The following is a 26020-nucleotide window of genomic DNA, read 5'->3' as shown; positions in this document are numbered from 1 at the left end:
AGCAAGCGCTCGGGCAGAAGATATTTAAGTCGTTTACAAACCAAGCGCTTGCTTGGTAGTCTCGATACACGTCTGAGGGAGGTGGCTATGGAAAGGGCTGTGCCTGAAACTGTTCGCATCGGTTGCGCCAGCGCCTTCTGGGGCGACACCTCGACCGCCGCCGCGCAACTGGTAGAAGGCGGACGCCTGGATTACCTGGTGTTCGATTATCTGGCCGAGATCACGATGTCGATCATGGCCGGTGCGCGGATGAAAGATCCCCGGGCCGGCTACGCCAGCGACTTCATCGAAGTGCTCAGCCCGCTGCTCACGCAGCTCGCCGCACAGAACATCCGCGTCATCAGCAACGCCGGCGGCGTCAACCCGCAAGCCTGCGCCGCTGCCCTGCAAGCGGCCTGCGACAAGGCCGGCGTGGCGCTGAAAATCGCCGTGTTGCTGGGCGATGACCTGCAACCGCAGTTCAAACACCTGAGCACCCGCGGCCTTCACGAAATGTTCAGCGGCGCGCCCTTGCCGCCGATGTGCGTCTCCACCAACGCCTACCTCGGTGCGCCCGGCATCGTCGAAGCCTTGCGCCTGGGCGCGGACATCGTCATTACCGGGCGCGTGGTCGACAGCGCCGTGGTCAGCGCTGCGCTGGTGCATGAATTCGGCTGGTCCTGGCACGACTACAACAAACTCGCGCAAGCCGCACTCGCCGGTCACATCATCGAATGCGGCGCCCAGTGCACCGGCGGCAACTTCACCGATTGGCGCGACGTGCCCGACTACGAACACATCGGTTTCCCCATCGTCGAAGTCAGCGCCGACAGCCAGTTCATCGTCAGCAAACCCGAAGGCTCCGGCGGTCTCGTCACGCCACTTACGGTCGGCGAGCAGATGCTTTATGAAATCGGCGACCCGCAGGCCTATCTGCTGCCTGATGTGATCTGCGATTTCACCCAGGTCAAACTTCAGCAACAAGGCAAGAACGCCGTTCAGGTACACGGCGCCAAAGGCTTGCCGCCCACCGATCAGTACAAGGTCAGCGCGACGTATCCGGATGGTTTCCGCTGCACCGCCAGTTGCCTGATCGCCGGGATCGATGCGGTGGACAAGGCGCGGCGTGTCAGCGAAGCGATTATCAGCAAGACCTCGGAAATCTTCAGCCAGCGAGGTTGGGCGCCCTACAGCGAAGTCAATATTGAACTGCTCGGCAGCGAGGCCACGTACGGTCCCCATGGCCAGCGTCACGACAGCCGCGAAGTGGTGATCAAGCTCGCCGTGCGCCATCCGGACAAACAGGCGCTGATCGTGTTCTCCCGGGAAATCGCCCAGGCCGCCACCGGCATGGCGCCGGGGTTGACCGGGATCGTCGGCGGACGGCCGACGGTGTATCCGCTGATCCGGCTGTTCTCGTTCCTCATCGACAAATCCGCCTGCACGCTGGACATTGATCTCAATGGTCAGCGTCATCCGTGCGCCCTGCCCGCCCTCGACGCGCTCACCACCGCGGACCTGCCGGTGCCGTACGACCCACCGAAACCCACCGGTCGCGCCGATGCCAGCGTGGCGCTGATCAAGCTCGCGGTCGCACGCTCGGGTGACAAGGGCAATCACAGCAACATCGGCGTCATGGCTCGCGAGCCGGAGTACCTGCCGTGGATCGCCGAAGCCCTGACCCCGGAAGTGATGGTCGACTGGATGAGCCATGTGCTCGACCCGGTTCACGGGCGTGTCGAGCGCTGGTACCTGCCCGCGACCCACAGCCTGAATTTCTTGCTGGAAAACGCCCTTGGCGGTGGCGGCGTGGCCAGTCTGCGGATCGATCCGCAAGGCAAAGCCTTCGCCCAACAACTGCTGGACATCCAGATTCCGGTGCCGCAGCGCATCGCCGACCAGGTCAACTAGAGGACTGCCGCCGTGGCCTACGATTCGATTTTCAAAGCTGATCTGTTTGCCGGCCAAAACATCATCGTCACCGGTGGCGGCAGCGGCATCGGTCGCTGCACCGCCCATGAACTGGCGGCCCTCGGCGCCCATGTGCTGTTGATCGGGCGCAATGCCGACAAACTGAAATCCGTGGTTGCCGAGATAACCGAGGATGGCGGCAAGGCCGATTGGCAGACCTGCGATATTCGCGACGAAGAAGCAGTCAAGCATCTGGTCAGCGAACTGATCCGCAAGCACGGTCCGATCCACGGACTGGTCAACAATGCCGGCGGCCAATTCCCCTCACCACTGGCCTCGATCAACCAGAAGGGTTTCGAAACCGTGATGCGCACCAACCTGGTGGGCGGTTTCCTGATGGCGCGCGAAGTCTTCAACCAGTCCATGAGCCAACACGGCGGCGCCATCGTCAACATGCTCGCCGACATGTGGAACGGCATGCCCGGCATGGGCCACTCGGGTGCGGCGCGCTCGGGCATGGACAACCTGACCAAGACCGCTGCGTTTGAATGGGGTTACGCCGGGGTGCGGGTCAATGCAGTGGCGCCGGGCTGGATCGCCTCCAGCGGCATGGACACTTACGAAGGTGCGTTCAAAGCGGTGATTCCGACCTTGTGCGAGCACGTGCCGCTGAAACGCATCGGCACCGAATCGGAAGTCAGCGCCGCGATCGTCTTCCTGCTCAGTCCGGCCGCAGCGTTTGTCAGTGGCAGCACCTTGCGTATCGACGGCGCCGCCAGCCTTGGCGGTCGGGCGTGGCCGATCCACAAGGCCAGGATCAGTGAGTCGTACAACGGGTTCCACCGCGCCGACTTACCAGAAGTGCTCAGGCCGGACGTGCTCAAGGACAAGGAATAAGTCATGCCGGTGATTCAGTCGCAAGTCGACCCGTTCAGCGAACAGTTTGCCCAGAACCGTGCAGCGATGCTGGCCGGGATCGAGCAAGTCCGTCAGCTCGAACAGAACCTGCTGAACAAAGCGGCCGAAGCCAAACCCAGGTTCGACAAGCGCGGGCAATTGCTGCCCCGCGAACGCCTCAATCTTCTGCTCGACCCCGGTGCGCCGTTCCTCGAACTGGCGAGCCTGGCCGGCTACAAATTGCATGACGACAAAGACGGCAGCTCAGCCGGCGGCGGTTTGATCGCCGGGATCGGTTACGTGTCCGGCGTGCGGGTTCTGGTCGTGGCGAACAACAGCGCGATCAAGGGCGGGACGATTTCCCCCAGCGGTTTGAAAAAGTCCCTCCGCCTGCAACAGATCGCCATGGAGAACAAACTGCCGGTGATCACCCTCGCCGAAAGCGGCGGCGCCAACCTCAATTACGCAGCGGAAATTTTCGTCGAAGGTGCGCGCAGTTTTGCCAATCAGGCGCGGATGTCGGCCATGGGGTTGCCGCAGATCACCGTGGTCCACGGTTCGGCCACGGCGGGCGGCGCTTATCAGCCAGGGCTCTCGGATTACACGGTGGTGGTGCGTGGCAAAGCCAAACTGTTTCTCGCCGGCCCACCGTTACTGAAAGCCGCGACCGGAGAAGTGGCGACCGACGAAGAACTGGGCGGTGCCGAGATGCACGCGCAAACCGCCGGCACCGCTGAATACCTGGCCGAGAACGATGCCGATGGCGTGCGCCTGGTGCGCGAGATTGTCAGCCTGTTGTCATGGAACGAGCAGCTGCAATGGTTGCCCGAACGGCAGTGGAAAGACCCCCTCTACCCTATCGACGAGCTGCTGGGACTGATCCCGGACGATCCGAAAAAGCCCTACGACGTGCGCGAAATCATTGCTCGGATCGCCGACGGCTCGAACTTCCTTGAGTTCAAGGGTGAATTCGATCAGCAAACCATTTGCGGCCATTTGCACATTCAGGGGCGCGCCTGCGGATTCATTGGCAACAACGGCCCGATCACCCCCAAAGGGGCGAGTAAAGCCGCGCAATTCATCCAGCTCTGCGATCAGAGCCAGACGCCGCTGCTGTTCTTTCACAACACCACCGGGTTCATGGTCGGCACCGAGTCGGAACAGCAAGGCGTGATCAAGCACGGCGCGAAGATGATTCAGGCGGTGGCCAACGCCCGCGTACCGAAACTGACCATCGTCGTCGGCGGCTCCTATGGCGCCGGCAACTACGCCATGTGCGGTCGCGGCCTCGACCCGCGCTTCATCTTCGCCTGGCCCAACAGCCGCACGGCAGTGATGGGCGGCGCGCAGGCCGGCAAGGTGCTGCGCATCGTCACCGAAGCCAAACAGCTCAAGGACGGCCTGGTGCCCGACCCGAAAATGCTCGACATGCTGGAGCAGGTCACCGCACAGAAACTCGACAGCCAGTCCACCGCGCTTTATGGCAGCGCCAGTCTGTGGGACGACGGGCTCATCGATCCGCGGGACACCCGGACCCTGCTCGGTTATTTGCTGGACATCTGTCATGAGGCCGATGTGCGGCCGCTGCAAACCAACAGTTTTGGCGTAGCCCGGTTCTGAACCGGCCAGAGGAGAACAATAAAAATGATCTTCACCCAGGAACACGAAGCACTGCGCCGCACCGTACGTCAATTCGTCGAAAACGAGATCAACCCGCACGTCGAGGCATGGGAAAAGGCCGGGCGCTTTCCCATCCACGAAATCTTCCGCAAGGCCGGTGACCTGGGCCTGCTGGGAATTTCCAAACCGGAGAAATTCGGCGGCATGGGGCTCGACTACAGCTATTCGATTGTCGCCGCCGAGGAGTTCGGCACCATTCATTGCGGCGGCATTCCGATGTCCATCGGTGTGCAGACCGACATGTGCACTCCAGCGCTGGCGCGCTTCGGTTCCGATGAACTGCGTGAAGAGTTTCTGCGCCCTGCCATTACCGGCGAACAGGTTGGTTGCATCGGCGTTTCCGAAGTCGGCGCCGGTTCCGACGTGGCCGGGTTGAAAACCACCGCCCGCAAGGACGGCGACGACTACGTGATCAACGGCAGCAAGATGTGGATCACCAACTCGCCAAGCGCCGATTTCATTTGTCTGCTGGCCAATACCTCGGACGACAAACCGCACATCAACAAGTCGCTGATCATGGTGCCGATGAACACGCCGGGGATCAGCCTCAGCTCGCACCTGGACAAGCTCGGCATGCGCAGCTCGGAAACCGCCCAGGTGTTTTTCGACAACGTGCGCGTGCCGCAACGCAACCGCATTGGCCATGAAGGCGCGGGCTTCATGATGCAAATGCTGCAGTTTCAGGAAGAACGCTTGTTCGGCGCAGCGAACATGATCAAGGGCCTGGAATACTGCATCGACAGCACCATCGAGTATTGCAAGGAACGTAAAACCTTCGGCAATGCGCTGATCGACAATCAGGTCATCCACTTCCGCCTCGCCGAATTGCAAACCGAAATCGAATGCCTGCGGGCGCTGGTCTATCAGGCCACCGAGCAGTACATCAAAGGTCAGGACGTCACGCGTCTGGCGTCGATGGCCAAACTCAAGGCCGGGCGGCTGGGCCGCGAAGTCAGCGACAGTTGCCTTCAATATTGGGGCGGCATGGGCTTCATGTGGGACAACCCCGTGGCCCGCGCTTACCGCGATGTACGGCTGGTGTCGATTGGCGGCGGCGCCGACGAAATCATGCTGGGGATCATCTGCAAACTCATGGGCATCCTGCCGGGGAAAAAGAAATGAGCACCCTGCCGGATTGCCAGACGTTACTGCTCGAACCGCATAACGGCGTGCTGCACATCACCCTCAATCGCCCGGAAAGCCGCAACGCCATGAGCCTGCTGATGGTCGCCGAACTGCGTGCGGTGCTGTTGGCCGTGCGCGATGACCGTGCGATTCGGGCCTTGGTGATCGGCGGTGCCGGTGGGCATTTCTGTGCCGGTGGCGACATCAAGGACATGGCCAACGCCCGCGCTCAAGGCGCGAACGCCTACCGTGATCTGAACCGTGCGTTCGGGGCGCTGCTGCAAGAGGTGCAACACGCGCCGCAAGTGGTGATAACCGTGCTGCAAGGCGCAGTGCTTGGCGGCGGTTTGGGTCTGGCCTGCGTCAGCGATGTCGCCCTGGCGGATCATCAGGCGCAATTCGGGCTGCCGGAAACCAGCCTCGGCGTGCTGCCCGCGCAGATCGCGCCGTTTGTGGTCCAGCGCATCGGCTTGACTCAGGCCCGGCGCCTGGCGCTGACGGCGGCGCGGTTCGATGGCAACCAGGCGCGGCGCATGGGGCTGGTGCATTTTGTCGAGCATGACGCGCAAGCCTTGGCCGAGCGTCTTGGTGAAATTCTGGCGCACGTACTGTGCTGCGCGCCGGGGGCCAATGCGACGACTAAAAAACTGTTGCTGGCGAGTGCCGGGCAACCGTCGGATGCGTTGCTGGATGAAGCGGCCGAGTGGTTCAGCGAAGCGGTGACCGGGGCTGAAGGCGTCGAGGGCACGATGGCATTTGTGCAAAAACGTAAACCGGGGTGGGCGCCATAAAAGCATCGCCAGCAAGCTGGCTCCTACACGGTCTAGTGAACGACACAAATCCCTGTAGGAGCCGGCTTGCCGGCGATGAGGCCATCACTTTCACCGCAAAACCAAGGGAATAAACCATGCCCGCCCTGAAAAAAATCCTGATCGCCAACCGCGGTGAAATCGCCTGCCGCATCCAGCGCACGGCCCAATCCTTGGGCTACCGCACCGTCGCCGTGTTCAGCGACGCAGATGCGGATGCCTTGCACGTACAAATCGCCGACGAAGCCGTCAACATCGGCCCGGCCCCGGTCCAGCAGTCGTACCTGAACATCCCGGCCATCCTCGACGCCGCCCGCCGCACCGGTGCCGATTCGATCCACCCCGGCTACGGCTTCCTCTCGGAAAATGCCGAATTCGCCCGCGCCTGCCAGCATGCCGGCCTCACTTTCATCGGCCCCAGCCCCGAAGCCATCGAGCTGATGGGCAGCAAACGCCTGTCGAAACTCGCCATGCTCGACGCCGGCGTGCCCTGCATCAAAGGCTATCAAGGCACCGGGCAGGACGACGCGACCCTGAGCCGCGAAGCCGAACGCATCGGCTTTCCGTTGATGATCAAGGCCAGTGCCGGCGGTGGCGGGCGCGGCATGCGCCTGGTACACGATGCAGGGGATTTGCTCGCACAGATTCGCACCGCGCGCTCCGAGGCATTGCACGGGTTTGGCAGCGACGAACTGATCCTCGAACAAGCGCTGATCGATCCGCGTCACGTTGAGGTTCAGCTGTTCGGCGACCAACACGGCAACCTGATCTACCTCGGCGAACGCGACTGTTCGATCCAGCGTCGCCATCAGAAAGTCATCGAAGAAGCACCCTGCCCGGTCATGACCGCCGAACTGCGCCAGGCCATGGGGGAAGCGGCGCTCAAGGCCGGTCGCGCGGTGAACTATGTGGGCGCTGGCACTGTGGAGTTTCTGCTGGACGCGCACGGGCAGTTCTACTTTCTGGAAATGAACACGCGGTTGCAGGTGGAACACCCGGTGACTGAATTGATCACCGGTCTCGATCTGGTGGCCTGGCAGTTGCACGTCGCCGAAGGGCTACCGCTGCCATTGCGCCAGGAACAGGTGCAACTCAACGGCCACGCCATGGAAGTGCGGCTGTATGCCGAAGACCCGACCCAAGGGTTCCTCCCGCAGACCGGGCGCATCACCACCTGGGAACCGGCCTTGCTGAGCGGAGTGCGGATCGATCATGGGTTGATCGAAGGTCAACACGTCAGCCCGTTCTATGACCCGATGCTGGGCAAGATCATCGCCCACGGCGTTACCCGTGAAGAAGCCCGGCGCAAGTTGCTGCGCGCGGTGCAAGACAGTGTGCTGATGGGCTTGCCGAGCAATCAGCGCTTGCTCGCCAGCCTGCTGGAACATCCACGCTTCATCAGTGGCGAGTTCAGCACCGGGTTCATCCCGACGCATTTCGCCGACCATCCTTGTTTGCATCCGCATAACCCGAGTGCTGAAGAACTGGCGATTGCGGCGGCGCTGTTTTATCAGGCTTCGACGCAGGTTCATCCCGCCGCGCTGGCCGGCTGGCGCAACAACGCCAGTGTGCCGCTGCACTATCGCATCGGCCTGGAGGATCGGGACTGGCCGGTGCAATTGAACGCGGTACCAGGCGAACCGTACCGGATTGAAGTCGCCGCCCAGGCCTTCGAACTGAACGTCATCCAGTGTGATGGACGCTGGGCCACCCTGGACATCAACGGCATCCGCCAGCGTCATGCCTATCGTCTGGAGGCCGGACAACTCTGGCTGTTCACCCGCCCCGGCAGCCTGCGCCTGGAGGATCGCACGCAAGCGCTGGTCTGCGGCCAGGCCAGCGTCAGCTCCGGCACGCTCAAGGCGCCGATGGATGGCGCGATCGTCGACGTGCTGGTCGCGCAAGGCAGCCCGGTCAGTAAAGGCCAACTGCTGGTGGTGCTGGAAGCGATGAAAATGGAGCATCCGCTCAAGTCCGGCATCGACGGCGTGCTCAAACGCTTGCAGGTCAAGGTCGGCGATCAGGTAAAAAATCGTCAGATTTTGTTGGAGGTCGAATAAGCCGCTAGGCGGATCCGTCGGGTTTGGCTACGCTCAAGCCCTATCAGGATGCGGATACCGGGAACCCTTCAATGCCTCACTGGCTGGTGATCGATCTGGAAGCCACCACCGATGAAGGTGGCTGGCCAGTTACGGAAATGGAAATCATCGAAATCGGCGCCACGCTGGTGGACCGCCAAGGGCGTGAGCAGGACCATTTCCAGCGCTTCGTGCGACCGCTGCGACGGCCCCTGCTCACGCCGTTTTGTCGCGAGCTGACTCGCATCACCCAGGCCAATATCGACAGCGCACAGGCGCTGACCGAGGTCTGGCCGGTCTTCGAGCGCTGGCTCGGCCAACATCATTCACGACTGGAAGGCTGGGCCAGTTGGGGCGATTACGATCGCAGGCAACTGCTTCAGGAGTGGGAGCGCCTGCAACTCGACAGCCAACTGAGTCGCGTGCCGCACATGAACCTCAAGCAGCGCTTTGCCAAGGCCCGACGTCTGGAACGCCCGCTGGGACTCAACGGCGCCCTGCAACTTGCCGGCATGCAGTTCACTGGCCAACAGCACCGTGCACTGGAAGATGCGCGCAATACAGCGCGTCTGTTACCGCTGATTCTCCCGCTCTAGAGAGGTGACGGCGCCAAGGGCCTTGTGCATACTGGCCGGCCCTTTTTAGCCCTTTTCGAGGAATCGCCCATGTTTAAAGTCAACGAGTACTTCGACGGCACCGTCAAGTCGATCGCCTTTGGCACCGCTGAAGGTCCGGCGACCATTGGCGTCATGGCTCCGGGCGAATACGAATTCGGCACCAGCCAGCGTGAAATCATGCACGTGGTGACCGGCGCCCTGACCGTCAAACTGCCAGACAGCAGCGACTGGGAAACCTTCGCCGCCGGCAGCCAGTTCAACGTGCCAGCCAACAGCAAATTCCAGCTGAAAGTGGCCGTCGACACCGCTTACCTGTGCGAATACCGCGGCTAAAACCCCGGGTTTTCACAGCGCAAAAAAATGCCCGTGTCCTTGGACACGGGCATTTTTCATTCAGGGTCGCTTATTCCAGGATCGTGACCGGCATGCCGACTTCGAGCTGGCCATTGCCGTCATTGACCAGATTCTGGCCAAACATCGCACCGTCTTCCTGGGCACGATACTTCTGCAAGGTCGCGAGCGGTTCACGATCATCGCTGCGCTCGCCGGTCTGCGGATCGATGGTGGTCAGAATGCAGCGCGAACACGGCTTGACCACACGAAACTCGACATCGCCGATACGGATACGCTTCCAGCCGTCCTCGGCATACGCCTCGCTGCCCTCGATCACCAGATTCGGTCGAAAACGCAGCATCTCCAACGAACGCCCGACTTTTTGTGACAGATCCTCAAGGGACGCCTGCCCGATCAACAGCAACGGGAAGCCATCGGCGAAAGCCACCTGGTCATCGTCCTTGCCATAACCGGCCTGTGTGGTCCGTGCGCGATCAACCGGTACTTGCACCAGGCGAGTCGGCTTGCCAATGAATTGACTGACCCAGGCCCCCGCCTCGTCACCGGCATCAGGCACACGCAAGGTGTCGCGCCAGATGGTCACGCCACGCAACTCAGCGTCGCTGGCAGGCAAGGCAATATCGATCGGCGTGTGGCCGGGAGCGCTGAGGGTCAAACCGCCCTGGGCATTCCACAACGCCGACAGCTGACTCATCTGCGCCACCGCACGCTGGGTCAGGAAGCGCCCGCTGGCCTCGTCCACCAGCATCCAGCGTCGATCCCCGTCCAGCCCCAGTTTGTCGAGACTGACCTGTTGCAGGATCTCGCCCTTGCCGGATTTCAACGGATAACGATAAAGCGCGCTCAGACGCAGCATGACCAGCTCCCTGGAGGACAAAAATGCCACCCTATACGAGCTTGATCGCCGAATCAAAGACTGCGAACTGGATTGCCCATCCTGTGGGAGCGAGCAGGCTCGTTCCCACAGGAAACTGTATCGTGATCAGGCCGGCACTTCGTCGAGCATCAGGCGCTGACGCACCACATCGACCAGTTTGTCCGGCTGGAATTTGGAGAGGAAGTTGTCACAGCCGACCTTCTTGACCATCGAGTCGTTGAAACTGCCGGACAACGAGGTGTGCAGAACCACGTAGAGGCCGCGCAGACGCGGATCGTTACGGATCTCGGTGGTCAGGCGATAGCCGTCCATTTCCGGCATCTCGGCGTCGGTGAAGATCATCAGCAATTTGTCCGTCATGTTCACGCCGGTATCCGCCCAGCCCTTGAGCATGTTCAGCGCTTTCAAGCCATCGCTGGCAATGTGCATCTTCACGCCCAACTGGCCGAGGGTGTCGCGCAACTGCGAGAGCGCCACGTTGGAGTCGTCCACCAGCAGCACTTCACGGCCACGGGCGCGCTCCAGTATTGGATCGTCAAGTTTGTCGCGGGACACCTTGGCGTTGTATGGAACGATTTCGGCGAGGACTTTCTCGACGTCGATAATCTCCACCAACTGATCATCGACCTTGCTGATGGCAGTCAGGTAATGCTGACGGCCGGCGCTGGTAGGCGGCGGCAGAATGGCTTCCCAGTTCATGTTGACGATGCGGTCCACGCCGCCAACCAGGAAAGCCTGCACGGAGCGGTTATACTCGGTGACGATGATCGTGCTGGTAGGGCTCGGCACCAACGGACGCATGCCGATGGCCTGGGACAGGTCGATCACCGGCAACGTCTGGCCACGCAGGTTGACCACGCCGCAGACAAACGGATGGCGCTGGGGCATCAGGGTCAGTTTCGGCAGTTGCAGCACTTCCTGCACTTTGAAAACGTTGATCGCGAACAATTGCCGCCCAGCCAGGCGGAACATGAGAATTTCCAGGCGATTCTCACCCACCAGTTGCGTGCGTTGGTCTACCGTGTCGAGAATGCCGGCCATCAATGACTCCTGGTACTTGTTCTGATGAATTCACTAAAGAGGGTTATCGGCTGTTTTTTCAGGACCTTGACCCCGATGCAAAATGCCACGCTCAGGCATTGATGTCACATTAACATCATGCTTTACTGGCGCCATCACTTCATCTGCTTCACTCCCTGCGGCGCGACCCTGTTTCGTCCATTAGGTTCCCGTGCGTAAGGGATTCCCCTAGTAACAATCAGGCCCAACCTGATATTCGCAATATCCAATAGCCATTAATGTGACGCCATTCTCATTGCATGAACGGAGTCAGGCTTTTGTGTGCGATCGCAGGTCAGTGGCCATCCACCCTCTTGAACTCCTCCGCCTGCAGACAGCCCGGCTGGAGCGCGATCTCACGACGGCACGGCAACGCCATGGCGCAGATCATTCTCGCTGACACACACGACATTCCCTCATTTGACATGACGTTGTGGAGATAAGCATGCCGAACGACCGTAACGAGTGGGCCAAGCGGTTCCCGGAGTTTCTCGCCGAAGCTGAAACACTCCTGGCCAAATCCGAGGAGTGCCTGAGTCATTTGCAACTGATCAGCAATGACAAGGACGCCATCGAATGCATGCTCAGTACCCTGCTCAAGCTGGCCAACAAGGCCGATGCCCTCGCCCTGGTCGCCGTTTCGGAGTTTTCGTTGCACATTCATGGTCTGCTGAACCATGCCCAAAACCACGTCGACCTGCATGCTCAGGCGCTGGATGCGTTGAAAGACTGCTTCACATTGATGGCCTGGCAACTCGAACTGATCGATCAGACCACCGGCCAACTCAGCCTCGACGACAGTGAACAAACCTCATTGATCGAAGCCTTTGCCTACCAGGTCGGGCAAAACCAGTTTCAGCCACCGGTTAATTCCAAACCGTTCCGGCTCGTTTCCTTTACGGAACGGCAGGCTTAATTTCACCCGATAATAACGCCGTGGTTCGTATTCATATTGCCAAGATGTCACTCTGTAACTTGATCACGCTCATGTCGCAATTGAATATTTCATGCCTGTCAACGACAGCCCGATACAAGTAACTATTCCCTTCCTGCCGATAAACTTTTCCATTGTGGAACTATCGTCCAAAACCTTTATTTCCTGACTGTATAGACATATATACCGAGCGCGACCAACGGTATGTTAAGTGGTATTATGCCGACCATTAGTTGACGTCAATTAATGGCAGAGTGACTCAGACAGAGACCCGTCAGTCCATTAGACCGGTCTGCCCGCAGCGAACATCCATTGGCTCCATCCGTTATGTACGCCAGCCTCAAGTCAATCACCATGTGGCCCCCCTCCCGAGTAAACGCGCGTCGGTTCACGCTTTTGTTGTGTACCTGCTCGGCGCTCGGCAGCCTGCTGATCTATGGCCTGTCCACACGCTTGCCGCTAAGTCTGCTGCTGCTCAATATTGCAGCGCTGACGTGCGTCTGGGTGCAGCATCGCCTGTCGCGCAAGTCGATAAAGTTCGAGCCTCAAGAGCTCGCCGACCGTTTATTGAAGGTTCAGGAGAACGAACGTCACCGGCTCAGTCGTGAACTGCATGACGATATTGGCCAGTTATTGACGGCGGCAAAACTTCAAAGTGAGTGGCTCAAACGCCGAATGCCCGAAGAACTGCAAGAGCAATGCGCGGTGCTCTGCGGCACGCTGGAAGAAACCCTGACCAAAGTGCGTGACGTATCGGCCATCCTTAACCCCAGACAGCTGACCAGCCTGGGGCTGGAAGCCAGTCTGCGTGCACATTTGCTCAAGACACTGGGCAATACGACGGTGAACTGGAGCCTGGAATGCCATTCACGCTTGACCGGCATCCCCGAAGAAATGGCGGTGGCCGCCTTTCGAATCACCCAGGAAGCGGTGACCAACATACTGCGCCACGCCGAGGCGAAAAATCTGTTGGTCCGCCTGCAACGCCAGCCTCAAGGCTTGACGCTGTTGATCAGCGACGACGGCCTGGGTTTCGCGCCGGCGACGGATCCGGGTCGTGAGGGCCAGCGCGGAATGGCCGGAATGTCGGAACGTATCGATCAACTGGGCGGTACATTGACCGTCACCAGCGAACCGGGCAAAGGTACTCAAATCGAAGCTCTCTTCCCCTGGGCGCCACGTGCGCTCGAACGGGCCAGTACGAATAAGGTTATGCGTTGACTTGTAACTTACTTCTGGTGGATGACCACTCGCTTATCAGGGCTGGCGTGCGCGCTCTGGTGCTGGATATTCCGGGCTACGCCGTCATCGGCGAGGCCAATGACGGCTCGCAGCTGCTCGAAATGGTCGAGCATCTTTCCCCGGACATCGTGCTGCTGGATATTTCCATGAAGGAAACCGGTGGCCTTGAAGCCTTGCAGCGCCTCAAGCGCGTACGCCCGCAAAGCAAGGTACTGATTCTGTCGATGCACACCGACCCGGCGCTCATCATGCAGGCTCTGGAATCCGGCGCCCACGGTTACCTGCTCAAGGACACCACGGCCACCGAACTCGAACATGCCCTGGAAGCCCTGCGCAACAACGAGCGCTACCTGAGCCCGGCCATCGCCCATACGGTCATCAACCAGGCGCTGACCCGCAACCAGAAACATCAGCAGGAACCCGCGGACTCGCACAACCTGACGGCACGTCAGCTGGAAATCCTGCGGCTGATTGTTCGCGGAAAATCCACCCGGGAAATCGCCAATGGCCTGGGTTTGAGTATCAAGACGGTCGAAACCCACCGCTCGCAAATCATGAAGCGCTTGCAGATTTACGACGTGGCAGGCCTGGTGCTGTTCGCCGTGCGCGAGCAGATCATCAGTCTGGACGATTGATCATTGCCGGAATGCTCAGCAGCGGCGAGTCCTCGGGCAAATGAACCCGCAGTGCTGCCGGGCGCGCCGAGAAACGCAAGCTGTCGCCTTCCAGTGGTTCACCATCGAGATTGATGTAAAGACCTTCCGAGACCTTGATCTCGACCCATGGCAGACGGGCGCGCACAAACATGCTGTCGATACCGAAGCCATCGGAGAGCAAACTTTTCAACGTACTCACCACTTCCTGCGGTGCAGGCAGAATACTGATATCCAGCAGACCGTCATCCGCCAGCGCCTGCGGGCACAGCACGTGACCACCGCCCGCCTGGCGGCCATTGCCGATGCCCAGTGCCAGCAGCTCGCCACTCCACTGAAAATCCGGGCCATGCAGCTCGCCATAGGCCGCATGCAACTCGCTGAAACGTGACAACCCCGTGAACAGGTAGGCCGCACCTCCGAGCACTTTCTTCAAGTCCTCTGAGGTATTGGCCGTGACCTGACTGCCGAAACCGCCCGTGGCCATATTCAGAAACACCTGCCCGCCGACCTCTCCCAGGTCGATGGCACACGGTTCAGTATCCAGAAGATTCAAGGCTTGGGCGGGTTCCAGAGGCACACCGGCAGCGCGCGCGAAATCGTTGGCGGTTCCCAACGGCATCAGCACCAGGCTGGCCTGCGTCGACTGCGCAGCCATGGCCTCGGCAATATCACGCAACGTTCCGTCACCGCCCCCAGCGATGATCTGCCTGTAGCCCGCCGCCAGAGCCTCATCCACCAGGCGTCGTGCGTCGCCGGCCTCCCAGGTCAATCGAACAGCCAACTCCCAACCTTGTGCGCGCCTGCCCTCGACCGCCGCACGAACCTCCTCGTTGAGCGCCTGCTTGCCATGCAGAATCAACAGTGCCTTGCGTTCGCTCATTGTGATCACCCCCATGTTTGCATTCCGTATGGGAGATGTTGACCGCGATGCGCACCATAAAAGTCGCAGGAAACCGAATTATTTCAAGGAGTCCGGAATTGAGGTCCTACAAGGCGGGATTTTTTCTTACAAAACCTGAGGAATCGGCTCAATTGACCCACCCGTTTGATTGGTACACCTTGGTGGCTGCGGTTTATCAGTCATCAGCAGGAATTACAGGGACGTACCATGCAAAGCCATGACATCAGGTTACCGGGCATCCCGGTTGCACCACTCGCGGAAAGACGGGCCAAACAGCAAGCCGAATTCAATAACAGCGCAAAACCCACTGGAGAAGCCGAAATGGAACCTCGCGTCGTCGAACTGGAAACTCACCTCGAATACATCCGAAGAGACATGGATGAAGTCCGCAGTGACGTGAAGTCGATCAAACACCGGCTTGCCTATTCAGCCGGTGGCACAGCCGTGGTGCTCGGCCTTCTGGGCTGGATCGCCAACAGTCGTTTCGACCAGGTCGTGGCACTCGTCGCGCATTAAGCGTCAGCCATCAGCGCAAAACCCGGTTCGATCAACCGGGTTTGCGTGGCCAGCGTGAGGCAGGTATCAGCCCAGAACTTCGCTCAGCGGAATGAAATACACGCTGTCACCTTCGATCAGCGTGCGATCCTCCAGCACTTCAACCAGACCATCGGCCCAGGCTGCGCTGCGCAGTACACCTGAACTCTGATTTTTGTAGATGATCGCCCGGCCGTTTTCCAGACGTCCACGCAAGTACTCGCGTCGACTGCCGGCTTTGGACCAGTTAAACCCTGCCGGCACCTGAAATTTCAGCGGCTCAACCACTTTTACGCCTTGGCGGCGTAATAGGTAGGGTCTTGCCAACAAGGCAAAGGTCACCAGGGTCGACGCCGGGTTACCGGGTAAACCAATGACCGGAACCCCACGGAAATGTCCGAAGGTCAGCGGTTTGCCCGGCTTGATAGCGAGTTTCCACAATGTCAGCTCGCCCTCCTCCCGTAAGGCAATGCCCAGAAAATCCGCCTCACCCACCGATACGCCACCGGTCGAGAGGATCAGATCGACGCTTGCCAAACTGGCAAGACGGGCACGAGTGGTCTCGAGGTCGTCTGGAAGAATACCGGCGTCGATCACCTCACAACCCAATCGCTGCAACCAGCTGCAGAGCAACACACGATTGCTGTTGTAGATCTGGCCAGGTCCCAGCGGCTTACCCGGCTCAACCAATTCATCACCGGTGGACAAAACGGCGACGCGAACTTTGCGAATCACCTCCAGCTCTGCGCATCCCAGTGAAGCAGCCAATCCCTGCTCAATTGGCCCAAGCCGCGTGCCGGCAGGCAGAATCAGTTCACCGACGGTGGTTTCCTGGCCTTGTGGCCGGATGTTTTGTCCTGGCGCAAGGGCTTCGGTGAAACGGACTCGTTCATCCGCCTGGATTTCAGCGTTTTCCTGCATCTCGACGCAGTCGGCCCCAGCAGGAACCGGCGCACCGGTGAAGATTCGCGCACAGGTGCCGGGCTTCAAAGGCGGCGGAGCGTTGCCTGCAAAAATCTTCTGGCTGACCACCAACGGCTCTCCCGTCCAGTCGGCTGCGCGCAACGCATAACCATCCATTGCACTGTTGGGCCACGGAGGAAGATCAAGCGTCGAGATCAGGTCATCGGCCAGAACACGACCCTCAACCTGCGCCAGGGGCAGGCGCTCACGCTCACGAATCGGCGTGGTTTCAGCCATTTCCAGTAAGCGCGCCAGTGCGACTTCGACAGCCATCAGGCTGCCTGTCTTGCCTGGCTTACCCACGGGATTCACAGGGCTGCGCCTGTTTCAGATGAGGCACGAAATTGCATGGGCGGTGCCGCGAATCCAGTTGCTCAGCGAGAATACCGTCCCAACCGGTTCGCACAGCGTTGGTCGAGCCGGGCAAGCAGCAGACCAGCGTGCCATTGGCCAAACCGGCCAAGGCGCGGGACTGAACAGTGGAGGAGCCAATATCCGCCACCGATATCTGCCGGAAAAGCTCGCCAAATCCATCGACCTGCTTGTCCAGCAGGCAGCTCACCGCTTCGGGCGTGCTGTCGCGCCCGGTGAATCCCGTACCACCCGTGATCAGGACAACCTGCACCACATCGTCGGCAATCCAGTTAGCGACTTGCGCACGGATTTTGTAGAGGTCATCTTTGAGCAGAACCCGAGAGGCCAGGTTATGGCCAGCAGCGATCAAGCGGTCAACGAAGACCTGGCCTGACGTGTCGGTTTCCAGAGTACGGGTATCGCTGACAGTCAGCACCGCGATGTTGAGCGGTGCGAAAGGTACATCAGCCTTGGCTTTCATAGGCTCGTCCAGTTGTAGGAGAAACAGCCCGGTGTTATATCACAGCGCCTCCTTTTTTCGCCGCCCCCATGGAGACCTGCCATGACCTCGAATACACATTTACCACCCTGTTCCATTCTGCTCCTGGCAGGGGGGCGCGGCCAACGCATGGGCGGCCAGGACAAAGGGCTGATCGAATGGCACGGCGAGCCACTGATCGCGCATTTGCATCGCAAGACCCGTCCGTTGAGCGATGACCTGATCATCTCCTGCAACAGGAATCTGGAAAAGTATGCGCCCTACGCCGACCTGTTGGTCCATGACGACGAAGGCGATTTCCCCGGTCCGTTGGCTGGCATGCGTGCAGGCCTGAAGGCCGCTCGTCATGCATATCTACTGGTATTGCCTTGTGACGTACCGCGCATCGATGCCGCGCTGCTCCACAGCATGCGCGAAACCGCCAGCGAGCATCCGGACAAACCGCTGATGCTGCGCCATGACGGACACTGGGAACCCTTGCTGTGCATCATTCCGGTTGCCCTGCGAGAAGCGTTCGAAAGTGCCTGGAATGACGGCGAACGCAGCCCGGGGCGCCTCATGCGCAAACTGAGCGCCACGGCGCTGCAATGCCCCGACAACGATCCTCGCCTGGCCAACCTCAATACACCGGAACTGTTAAGTGCCCACAACACTGTGTCAGACTGACACGAGAATGAACTTGCACGTGTCGCGAACGTCTCAAGCTCAGTTACCAAAAGAATTCATACTCGGAGACACACTCATGACTCAACGGACCCTCGCCGCTTTCATGCTCGCACTCGGCCTCGCTACCCTTGCCGGTTGCGCATCGCCTGCAGTGATCACCTTGAATGACGGTCGCGAAATCCAGGCTGTCGACTCGCCAAAATACGATAAGGAATCGGGTTTCTACGAATTTGAACAGTTGGACGGCAAACAAACCCGCGTCAACAAGGATCAAGTTCGTACCGTCAAAGAGCTGTAATCTTTGCGGCACCGACCAGATACAGAAAAGCCCGCTTTATGCGGGCTTTTTCGTGGCTGAAGAACGGCCATCACCATTGCAGGGTGATAGCGCTTTCGAAGTCTCTTTCCTCACCCGTGACCGGGTCCACAAACCGAAGCCCTTGTGCGAGCAACTTCAACGGATTGGCATAGTCGTCTTCGACATCCTTGAGCACTTGCGGATAGAACGGGTCATTGCAGATGCTGGCCCCCAAAGCCGTCATGTGCACCCGCAACTGATGCTTCTTGCCTGTCACCGGGTAAAGCGCATATCGCCAGAGATCGCCGTTTTTCTCCCTGACCTCGACGGCCGTCTCGGTATTGCTGGCGCCCGGCCCCTCTTGCATACGAAAGAAAGGCTCGCCATCAACGAGCCGACTCTTGTGGACCAAGGGAAAGGTCAGTTCCGGCAATGCCCTGGCAATAGCCTCGTAGCGCTTTTCGATCTGCCGCGTTGGAAACAACGACTGATACGCGGAACGGCTCTGAGGATTGGCTGAAAACAGCACCAGCCCCGCCGTATGCCGATCAATGCGATGCAACGGCACCAGGTGCGGGTTATCCAGCCGACGGATCAACCGTCGAAGCAGCGTCTGCTCGACATATTCACCCGCTGGCGTCACAGGCAGGAAATGCGGCTTGTCAGCCACCACCAGGTGCTCGTCCGCGTACAGAATCGACTCGACCACAGGGATCGGCTTTTCGTCCGGCACTTCCCGAAAGTAGTGGATCCGCAGGCCTTCCTTGTAAGGAAGATCAAGGGCGATTGGCGCACCGTGCCCATCGAGTACGCGACCACGGGCGATTCGGTCCAGCCATTGCTCGCGACCGATGGCACTGAAGTGCTCGCACAGGCATTCAAGTACGGTCTGCCACGGGCCAGGCGGCAAGTAGAGCGTACTGGCCTGGCTGTGCGCAGCAGAAAAAGATGAAGTGGACATACGGAAGTTCTGACCCTCAATGCAGGGCGGCATTATCCAACAGAGGCCGGACCGAACCTAGCAGAGAATCCTCAGGCCGGAATCGACTGCGTGCGCGCCGCCGCTTCAGTGAACTCCTTGAGCCAGCGCAACACATCGACCGCCTCCCAGCGACCCGGATCGTAAAGTGCGTACAACAAGCCCTGATAGCCCACGACGTCCAGCTGCCGGTGATAACCCGCGCGCTGGAACAGTGCTTCGATTTCAGCGAAACAGGTATTGAAATGCAGCTTGTTGAACGGCGTTTTTCCTTCCGTGACCAGACCATCCAGACGCAACTCGTGGACGGCCTCACGCACTACGTCCACCGACATCCGGTTCACGCTGTTCTTCAACTGTTCGACATTGACCAAGATTCATCCCTCTGACTTCCAGGATCGCCTGCCTGAATCCGCAATAAAGAGAACACGACAGGTGACCGGAATAACTGTATGCACATACAGTAACCGAATAACCTGTATTTCGCCAATGACCGAAACGAGAACAGCGACAGATGGGAATCGAGAAAAATGTCGAGGTCAGCGCAGGAACGCCACGACCTGGTCGGCACTGAATGGCCAACCCAGCTCAGCGCCGGTGTCGACTCGCCGTAACACCGGAATGCGCAAACTGTAAGCTTCGAACCATGATTCGTTCTCTGCGATATCCACCAGCTCGACCAGCAGACCGCGCTCGACAAATTCCATCAGCATGGCTTCGGCCACTTCACAAAGATGGCACCCAAGGGTGCCGAAAAGCTGACATTCAGGAGGCATGAGCACACAACCCGGTAAAGTGAGCGTTTATTCTAGGCCCGCTATGGGAAGCAGTCGAGCCAATGACTCAGGCGCCTGGGCAACGGCGAATTTCCAAAGTTTTCGGCAACTCCCTGACTCAAATCACTCAAGCTCAATGTCACTTGCGCGATGCTCGCGGCTTTTTTTGCCTCTACGCTTGAGTAACTCGCACCTTGACCGGAGTTTTTTTGTGTTCGCCAACCTTTTGATCATCCTCGCCTCCTCTCTGGTGGTGATTGCACTGTTCCAGCGCCTTCGCCTGCCACCGGTGCTGGGCTATTTGTGCGTGGGGTTGATGATCGGACCGACCGCGTTCAACTGGGTCAATGAAAGCGAGGAGTTGCCCGACCTCGCCGAGCTGGGCGTGGTGTTCCTGCTGTTCTCCCTCGGGCTGGAGTTTTCCCTGACGAAAATGCTCGCGTTGCGCCACGTGGTTTTCCGGCTGGGCGGCCTGCAAGTACTGGTCACCGCGACACTGCTTGGGGGGGTGCTGATGTTGCTCGGCATGTCGGTAACCCCTGCACTGCTGCTCGGTGCCGGTCTGTCGCTGTCGTCCACCGCCATTGTCAGCAAGGAGCTGGGCAGTCTCGGCGAGATTTTCAGCAGCCACGGCCAGAACGCCATTGCGGTGTTGCTGTTCCAGGACGTCGTGGCGGTGTTGCTGCTGACCCTGGTGCCGGTGTTTGCCGGGAACAGCGATCAGGCCTGGTACTGGGCGTTACCTGTGACGCTCGGCAAGACCGTTGTGCTGTTCTTTGGGCTGTTGATGGCCAGTCGCTGGTTGCTGCCGCGGCTGTTCCATGAAGTGGCGGCGGCCCGCTCCGCCGAGCTGTTTGTGCTGCTGGCACTGGTCATTGTGCTGCTGACCGCCTGGCTGACTCACCTGCTCGGTCTCTCCCCTGCCCTGGGGGCGTTTCTCGCCGGCATGCTGCTGGGGGAAAGTCATTACCGTCATCAAATCGAGGCCGATATCCGTCCGTTCCGCGACATTCTGCTCGGGGTATTTTTCGTCAGCATCGGCATGTTGATCGACCTGCAGTTGTTTGCCAGCCACGGCCTGCTGATCCTCGGCCTGACCCTCGGTTTGCTGCTGATCAAAGGCTGCGTGGTCGCGCTGCTGGTCAAATGGCGCGGCAGCGATGTCGAAACCGCCTGGCGCAGCGGCCTGGCTTTGGCCCAGGGCGGCGAGTTCTGCTTCGCGTTGATGGCCCTGATGCAACAAAACAAAATGATGCCCGCCGACCTCGGCGGGCTGCTGCTGGCCGCGACTTTCTGCTCGATGCTGCTGACGCCACTGTTGCTGCGTTCGGCGCCCCGCATCGCAACGCGTCTGCACCGCAAGCCCAACGAAGAAGCGAAGCTCGACGAAATAAGCGCGCTGAACGCCGGACTGCACAGCCATGTGGTGATCTGTGGCTATGGTCGCGTCGGTCAGTCGATCGGGCGAGCGCTGCGCAATGCGCTGCAGCCCTATATCGCGCTGGACACCGATCCGGTGCGTGTCCAGGAAGCCGCCGTGGGTGAAACCTGTGTGCACTATGGCGACTCACGACGCGGTGAACTGCTGCAGGCGGTAGGACTGGCGCGCGCCAGGCTGCTGGTGATTGCCGTGGACCAGGCCGATATCGCGTTACTGATTCTCCAGGAGGCGCGCCGATTAAACTCGACGGTTCCAATCCTGGTACGCACTCGGGACGACAGCCAACTGGCCGAGTTGAAAGCAGCCGGCGCCAGCGAAGTCGTGCCCGAATTGCTGGAGTCGAGCCTGATGCTCGCCTCCCACGCGTTGATCATGCTGGGTATACCCGCGCATCAGGTCCAAGAGCGGGCCGACCAGATACGGCATGACCGCTATCGCCTGCTGCACGGTTTTTATCCCGGTGCCGACGATGAAGAAACCTGACTCAGTCCTGGCTCACGGCGCCGATCTTGTGCACCGACAGGTCCGCGCCGTAATACTCTTCTTCCTGACTCAGGCGCAGGCCATGGAACGCCTTGATCACGCCATACACGGTGAAGCCGCCGGCCAGCGCCACGACCACCCCGAGGGAGGTTCCGATCAACTGACTGACCAGGCTCACCCCACCCAGGCCACCCAGTGCGCTCTGACCGAAAATGCCACAGGCGATCCCGCCCCAGACACCGCACAGACCGTGCAACGGCCAGACACCCAATACGTCATCGATGTGCCATTTGCCTTGCGCAGCGGTAAAGCACCAGACAAACAGCGCCCCGGCGATGGCGCCGGTCACCAGCGCGCCGACCGGGTGCATCAGATCGGAACCGGCGCAGATCGCCACCAACCCGGCCAGTGGGCCGTTGTGCAAAAAGCCGGGGTCATTGCGCCCGACGATCAGCGCTGCCACGGTGCCGCCCACCATGGCCATCAGCGAGTTCACCGCGACCAACCCGCTGACACCCTGCAGGGTTTGCGCACTCATCACGTTAAAACCGAACCAGCCCACGATGAGAATCCACGAGCCCAGGGCCAGGAAGGGAATGCTCGACGGTGCGAACGCCACCAGTCGTCCCTCGCGATAGCGACCTTGCCTCGGCCCGAGCAACAACACCGCCGCCAGCGCCAGCCAGCCGCCCATGGCATGGACCACCACCGAACCGGCGAAATCATGGAAGCTGGCACCAAAGCGCGCCAGCAACCAGGCCTGCAAGCCAAAGTTGCCGTTCCAGATCATGCCTTCGAAAAAGGGATAGATGAACGCCACGATCAACGCCGTCGCACACAACTGCGGAACGAACCGGGCGCGCTCGGCGATGCCGCCGGAAATGATTGCCGGTATGGCTGCGGCGAACGTCAGCAGAAAGAAAAACTTCACCAGGCCATAGCCATGATCGGCATTGATCACCGCCGCCGGTTGCATGAAGGTGACCCCGTAGGAAATCCAATAGCCTATAAAGAAGTAGGCAAGGGTCGAAATGGCGAAGTCGCTGAGGATCTTCGACAAGGCGTTGACCTGGTTCTTCTGTCGAACCGTGCCGACTTCGAGAAAGGCAAAACCGGCGTGCATGGCCAAGACCATGACTGCACCGATCAGAATGAACAACGTGTTGGAGCTATGGACCAGACTGTCCACAGCGCTTTGCAGATTTTCCATGGAGTTGGCAGACCTGAAGGCTAAAAAAGCACCAAAGCAGTTCGCGCAGATAATTCATGCACCAAGTTGCAACTTCGCCGGATCAGTCCATTGATCCCGATGAGTCACTTTGGCGCACAAGGTTGGAACCTTTGCGCGAGGTTTCATTATTTGAGATAAGGTTTTGCTCGATTCTTGCCCAGCAACAGCGCAAACACGCGGGCTGACGCACCACGACATAGCAAAAGTTGTACCAGTCATTTGTACTGAACCTTCGCGCAAGGCTCATACTCGAACGCAACAGAAGCCACTTACGGAGATCACCAATGGCCAGCATCAAGGCAAAGACTGCTCAAGAAATCCTGATGAACGACTTCCAGACTCTGGTCAGCGACACCGAGCGGTTGCTGGAACACACCGCCACATTGGCCGGTGATCAGGCGGATGAGTTGCGCGAACAGATCCACGACAGCCTGCTGCGTGCACGCGAAACCTTGAAACTGACTGAAGACTCCCTGCGCGAACGCGGCAAGGCCGCCGTCACCGCCACTGAAGACTATGTTCAGGCCAACCCATGGCAATCGGTCGGGATCGCGGCCGGCGTGGGTTTCCTGATCGGTCTGCTGGCAACACGGCGCTGATTATGGCGATCGGTGAATCCGGCTCGTCCGCGACGGGCCCAAGCTCCTCATCGCGGCGCCTGGGTGCCGCTTTCCTTGGACTGCTGCACAGCCATGTCGAACTGTTCGGCATCGAATTGCAGGAACAAAAAGCCCGCACCGTCAGCCTGTTGCTGTTCGCAGGCCTGGCGCTGGTGTTTGCCTTGCTGTTGCTGGTGGGGTTGTCGACGCTGGTGTTGATCCTGTTTTGGGACACCTATCGCCTGCCCGCCATCATCGGGCTCTGCGTGTTCTACACCCTCGCAGCCATCTTCTGCGCGATGCGCTTGAGAGCAGCGATTTTCGATGAGTCCTCGCCCTTCAATGGCACCCTGGAAGAACTGGCCAACGATCGGGAGCGCCTGCTGCCATGAGCCTGCCTGAACTGCCTCACAACAGCTCGCGCACGGAAATGCGCAAGGCGCTGATCCGTCTGCGTATGGAAATGCATCGCCAGGAAATCCGTCATGAATCCGCACAACTGCTGCAACCCTTGCAACGTGTGCGCGGGATGACGCAAAACCTGCAAGACGGCTTCGGCATCAAGCACGCCCCGCTCTGGGGCGTAGCGGCCGTGACCCTGCTGGGCTTTTTGACCGGCAAGGGCGCCAAGAGCGGTGGCGTCAGCAGCCTGACTCGACTGGTTCGGCTAGGCACCACGCTGGGGCCGCTGATCAAGCTGATCCTGCAAGGCAACTCGCCCAAACACTGAAGCCACTAGCTGGCTGCATTCTTGCAACATCTCCGGGATGAACCTCTTTATCGAGGGGTTCAAACCTGCGCGCCTACCCGGCATCAGGATTAATCCAAAAACAAGACCTTACTAAGGAGGCCTCGTGATCGACGGGCAACCGCTCGCCTGCTTTCAGCCGTTCATCGATACCGCCACCGGCCGTATCGCCGGCGTCGAAGCACTGGGCCGACTGCGTCAGGCCGACGGTCAATTGGCCTCGGTGGGTCCACTGTTCGCCGACCCGAGAACACCCGCCATCGCTCTGCGTCGCCTGGACCGCCAGATCCGCGATAACGCCCTGAGCCGTTTGCATGAAGCGCCCCCGGAGTGGTTTCTAAGCCTGAACATGTCACCGCGCTGGATCAGTCGCTTGCGTGCGGACCAGGCACTGCCGAGCCTCAAGCAATTGAGCCGGCACGGCGTCGACCCGCAGCGAATCGTGTTCGAGATCACCGAACTGGGCGGTGACATCCAGCGTCTGGCCGACGTGGTGGCGCGATACCGACACGCCGGCGCGCGAATCGCCATCGATGATTTCGGTGCCGGTTACTCACAGCTTGATCGCGTGCTGGCCCTGCAACCGGACATTCTCAAGCTCGACATGCGACTGTTCCAGGCCGCGGCGTTGGGCGGCCCCAGCAGCGACGTGGTCAAGGCCCTGGCGCAAATGGCGGAGAAAACCGGGTGCTGGATCATTGCCGAAGGGGTGGAAACCGACGCTCAACTGAATTTTGCCCTGGAGTGCGGATCGCGTTATGTGCAGGGTTTTCTGTTTGCCCGCGCGCAAGCAGACTTCTTCGCCACCGACGCCTTCGTCGAGCGCTTCGCCCAGCTGCGTCAGCGCTATGTACAGCAAAAACTGACTGAGCGCGGTCGCCTGATGAGCATGCGCCAGCAACTTTGCGAGCTGATGGCGATTCTGCAAGCCTGGGCCCAGGCCCGCGCGCCGCTGAGCGCGTTGCCACAATTGGACGCCTTTCCCTGGCTCTTGCGTTTCTATCAATGCGACCGCCATGGCACCCAACTGACACCCAACCTCGAATGGCGCAACAGCGGCTGGGAAGCCGACGATCGCTACCTGGGCCACAACTGGTCATGGCGTCCGTACTTTTATCATTTGCTGGCGGAGGGTTGGGATGAGCGCCGACTGACGCTTTCCAACACTTACCGCGACGCCACCAGCAACCAGTACTGCCTCACCGCCGGGCAATTTTTCGCCAACGGCGAGCGACTGCTGCTCATCGACATCGACGCTGCGGGGCTGTAGTTCCGCTTGCAGGTCCTGACGCGAACCGGGAAGCTTAAGGCATCAGTCACCTGACGGAGA

General features: G+C 59.9%; 28 protein-coding genes. 19 read left to right on the top strand and 9 right to left on the bottom strand.

From position 1 onward, the window contains the following. Window positions 1-99 precede the first annotated feature (99 nt). The 8 genes from IB254_RS21795 (at window position 100) to IB254_RS21760 (ending at window position 9429) form a co-directional block, all read left to right on the top strand. The gene (locus tag IB254_RS21795; RefSeq protein ID WP_192419376.1) at window positions 100-1890 is read left to right on the top strand and encodes an acyclic terpene utilization AtuA family protein; all 1791 of its coding nucleotides are present in this window, start codon (window positions 100-102) and stop codon (window positions 1888-1890) included. Window positions 1891-1902: 12 nt separating this feature from the next. Continuing rightward, window positions 1903-2787 (top strand): SDR family oxidoreductase, encoded by an 885-nt coding sequence (locus IB254_RS21790; RefSeq protein WP_192419374.1) that lies wholly within the window; start codon window positions 1903-1905, stop codon window positions 2785-2787. A 3-nt stretch (window positions 2788-2790) separates the two neighbouring features. Beyond that, entirely contained in the window at window positions 2791-4407 is a 1617-nt protein-coding gene (atuC, locus tag IB254_RS21785; protein WP_192419372.1) for a geranyl-CoA carboxylase subunit beta, read from the top strand. Window positions 4408-4431: 24 nt separating this feature from the next. Next, entirely contained in the window at window positions 4432-5589 is a 1158-nt protein-coding gene (atuD, locus tag IB254_RS21780; protein ID WP_008044426.1) for a citronellyl-CoA dehydrogenase, read from the top strand. Beyond that, a complete protein-coding gene (locus tag IB254_RS21775) occupies window positions 5586-6383 on the top strand; it encodes an enoyl-CoA hydratase/isomerase family protein (protein WP_192419365.1) in 798 nt (265 codons plus the stop codon). The genes atuD and IB254_RS21775 overlap by 4 nt, the downstream gene beginning before the upstream one ends. A 116-nt stretch (window positions 6384-6499) precedes the next feature. Continuing rightward, window positions 6500-8461 carry an acetyl/propionyl/methylcrotonyl-CoA carboxylase subunit alpha gene (locus IB254_RS21770; RefSeq protein WP_192419364.1) on the top strand — a complete coding sequence of 654 codons (1962 nt, stop codon included), beginning with the start codon at window positions 6500-6502 and terminating at the stop codon, window positions 8459-8461. Window positions 8462-8532: 71 nt separating this feature from the next. Further along, window positions 8533-9075 (top strand): exonuclease domain-containing protein, encoded by a 543-nt coding sequence (locus tag IB254_RS21765; RefSeq protein ID WP_008030291.1) that lies wholly within the window; start codon window positions 8533-8535, stop codon window positions 9073-9075. A 69-nt stretch (window positions 9076-9144) separates the two neighbouring features. Further along, a complete protein-coding gene (locus IB254_RS21760) occupies window positions 9145-9429 on the top strand; it encodes a pyrimidine/purine nucleoside phosphorylase (protein ID WP_054614024.1) in 285 nt (94 codons plus the stop codon). A gap of 70 nt (window positions 9430-9499) precedes the next feature. Here the strand turns inward: IB254_RS21760 and IB254_RS21755 are convergent, their stop codons facing one another. Together IB254_RS21755 and IB254_RS21750 are read right to left on the bottom strand one after the other, a co-directional pair. Further along, on the bottom strand, window positions 9500-10306 hold the full coding sequence (locus IB254_RS21755; protein ID WP_192419363.1) for an MOSC domain-containing protein: 807 nt from the start codon (window positions 10304-10306) through the stop codon (window positions 9500-9502). A gap of 126 nt (window positions 10307-10432) precedes the next feature. After that, on the bottom strand, window positions 10433-11368 hold the full coding sequence (locus tag IB254_RS21750; RefSeq protein ID WP_008044401.1) for a chemotaxis protein CheV: 936 nt from the start codon (window positions 11366-11368) through the stop codon (window positions 10433-10435). A gap of 463 nt (window positions 11369-11831) precedes the next feature. Between IB254_RS21750 and IB254_RS21745 the strand changes: the two genes are divergently transcribed. From IB254_RS21745 to IB254_RS21735, 3 genes are all read left to right on the top strand, one after another. Continuing rightward, window positions 11832-12302 carry a hypothetical protein gene (locus tag IB254_RS21745; protein ID WP_008030299.1) on the top strand — a complete coding sequence of 157 codons (471 nt, stop codon included), beginning with the start codon at window positions 11832-11834 and terminating at the stop codon, window positions 12300-12302. 345 nt (window positions 12303-12647) lie between these two features. Continuing rightward, window positions 12648-13541 carry a sensor histidine kinase gene (locus IB254_RS21740; RefSeq protein WP_192227965.1) on the top strand — a complete coding sequence of 298 codons (894 nt, stop codon included), beginning with the start codon at window positions 12648-12650 and terminating at the stop codon, window positions 13539-13541. Next, window positions 13538-14197, top strand: coding sequence for a response regulator transcription factor (locus tag IB254_RS21735; RefSeq protein ID WP_192419362.1), 660 nt, complete (start codon window positions 13538-13540; stop codon window positions 14195-14197). Before IB254_RS21740 ends, IB254_RS21735 begins: the two co-directional genes overlap by 4 nt. On the opposite strand, the gene yegS is transcribed toward IB254_RS21735, so the two are convergent. Then, window positions 14181-15098 (bottom strand): lipid kinase YegS, encoded by a 918-nt coding sequence (gene yegS, locus IB254_RS21730; RefSeq protein ID WP_192419433.1) that lies wholly within the window; start codon window positions 15096-15098, stop codon window positions 14181-14183. The genes IB254_RS21735 and yegS overlap by 17 nt on opposite strands. A gap of 228 nt (window positions 15099-15326) precedes the next feature. Between yegS and IB254_RS21725 the strand changes: the two genes are divergently transcribed. Beyond that, window positions 15327-15635, top strand: a complete 309-nt coding sequence (locus IB254_RS21725) for a hypothetical protein (RefSeq protein ID WP_192419361.1) — start codon at window positions 15327-15329, stop codon at window positions 15633-15635. A gap of 66 nt (window positions 15636-15701) precedes the next feature. Here the strand turns inward: IB254_RS21725 and glp are convergent, their stop codons facing one another. After that, window positions 15702-16889 carry a gephyrin-like molybdotransferase Glp gene (glp, locus tag IB254_RS21720; protein WP_192419360.1) on the bottom strand — a complete coding sequence of 396 codons (1188 nt, stop codon included), beginning with the start codon at window positions 16887-16889 and terminating at the stop codon, window positions 15702-15704. A gap of 22 nt (window positions 16890-16911) precedes the next feature. Next, a complete protein-coding gene (gene moaB, locus IB254_RS21715) occupies window positions 16912-17451 on the bottom strand; it encodes a molybdenum cofactor biosynthesis protein B (RefSeq protein ID WP_008030315.1) in 540 nt (179 codons plus the stop codon). An 81-nt stretch (window positions 17452-17532) separates the two neighbouring features. On the opposite strand from moaB, the gene mobA reads away from it, so the two are divergent. Beyond that, on the top strand, window positions 17533-18135 hold the full coding sequence (gene mobA / locus IB254_RS21710) for a molybdenum cofactor guanylyltransferase MobA (RefSeq protein ID WP_192419358.1): 603 nt from the start codon (window positions 17533-17535) through the stop codon (window positions 18133-18135). Window positions 18136-18211: 76 nt separating this feature from the next. Next, window positions 18212-18433 carry a YgdI/YgdR family lipoprotein gene (locus IB254_RS21705; RefSeq protein WP_008030318.1) on the top strand — a complete coding sequence of 74 codons (222 nt, stop codon included), beginning with the start codon at window positions 18212-18214 and terminating at the stop codon, window positions 18431-18433. Window positions 18434-18503: 70 nt separating this feature from the next. Here IB254_RS21705 and IB254_RS21700 read toward each other — a convergent pair whose 3' ends face one another. The 3 genes from IB254_RS21700 to IB254_RS21690 form a co-directional block, all read right to left on the bottom strand. Beyond that, entirely contained in the window at window positions 18504-19394 is an 891-nt protein-coding gene (locus IB254_RS21700; RefSeq protein WP_032828803.1) for a pseudouridine synthase, read from the bottom strand. A gap of 71 nt (window positions 19395-19465) precedes the next feature. Next, entirely contained in the window at window positions 19466-19786 is a 321-nt protein-coding gene (locus tag IB254_RS21695) for a hypothetical protein (RefSeq protein ID WP_008030323.1), read from the bottom strand. A gap of 165 nt (window positions 19787-19951) precedes the next feature. Beyond that, window positions 19952-20188: a glutaredoxin family protein gene (locus IB254_RS21690; protein ID WP_008030325.1), complete on the bottom strand. Its 237-nt coding sequence runs from the start codon at window positions 20186-20188 to the stop codon at window positions 19952-19954. 211 nt (window positions 20189-20399) lie between these two features. Between IB254_RS21690 and IB254_RS21685 the strand changes: the two genes are divergently transcribed. Next, window positions 20400-22112, top strand: a complete 1713-nt coding sequence (locus IB254_RS21685; protein WP_192419356.1) for a cation:proton antiporter — start codon at window positions 20400-20402, stop codon at window positions 22110-22112. Between the two features lies 1 nt (window position 22113). On the opposite strand, the gene IB254_RS21680 is transcribed toward IB254_RS21685, so the two are convergent. After that, window positions 22114-23322, bottom strand: coding sequence for an ammonium transporter (locus tag IB254_RS21680; RefSeq protein WP_192227862.1), 1209 nt, complete (start codon window positions 23320-23322; stop codon window positions 22114-22116). 305 nt (window positions 23323-23627) lie between these two features. Between IB254_RS21680 and IB254_RS21675 the strand changes: the two genes are divergently transcribed. The 4 genes from IB254_RS21675 to IB254_RS21660 all read left to right on the top strand — a co-directional run bounded on the left by IB254_RS21675 (window position 23628) and on the right by IB254_RS21660 (window position 25960). Beyond that, entirely contained in the window at window positions 23628-23942 is a 315-nt protein-coding gene (locus IB254_RS21675) for a DUF883 family protein (RefSeq protein ID WP_008030332.1), read from the top strand. Between the two features lie 2 nt (window positions 23943-23944). Continuing rightward, a complete protein-coding gene (locus tag IB254_RS21670; protein ID WP_192227863.1) occupies window positions 23945-24334 on the top strand; it encodes a phage holin family protein in 390 nt (129 codons plus the stop codon). Beyond that, window positions 24331-24672 (top strand): hypothetical protein, encoded by a 342-nt coding sequence (locus tag IB254_RS21665; protein ID WP_008044376.1) that lies wholly within the window; start codon window positions 24331-24333, stop codon window positions 24670-24672. Before IB254_RS21670 ends, IB254_RS21665 begins: the two co-directional genes overlap by 4 nt. Before the next feature lie 124 nt (window positions 24673-24796). Continuing rightward, on the top strand, window positions 24797-25960 hold the full coding sequence (locus tag IB254_RS21660; RefSeq protein ID WP_192419354.1) for an EAL domain-containing protein: 1164 nt from the start codon (window positions 24797-24799) through the stop codon (window positions 25958-25960). Window positions 25961-26020: the final 60 nt, after the last annotated feature.

This window comes from Pseudomonas sp. PDM03 (assembly GCF_014852385.1).
Taxonomy (GTDB): Bacteria; Pseudomonadota; Gammaproteobacteria; order Pseudomonadales; family Pseudomonadaceae; genus Aquipseudomonas; species Aquipseudomonas migulae.
Note: the sequence above shows the minus strand (reverse complement) of the source record. Positions and strands in the feature narration are given on the sequence as shown.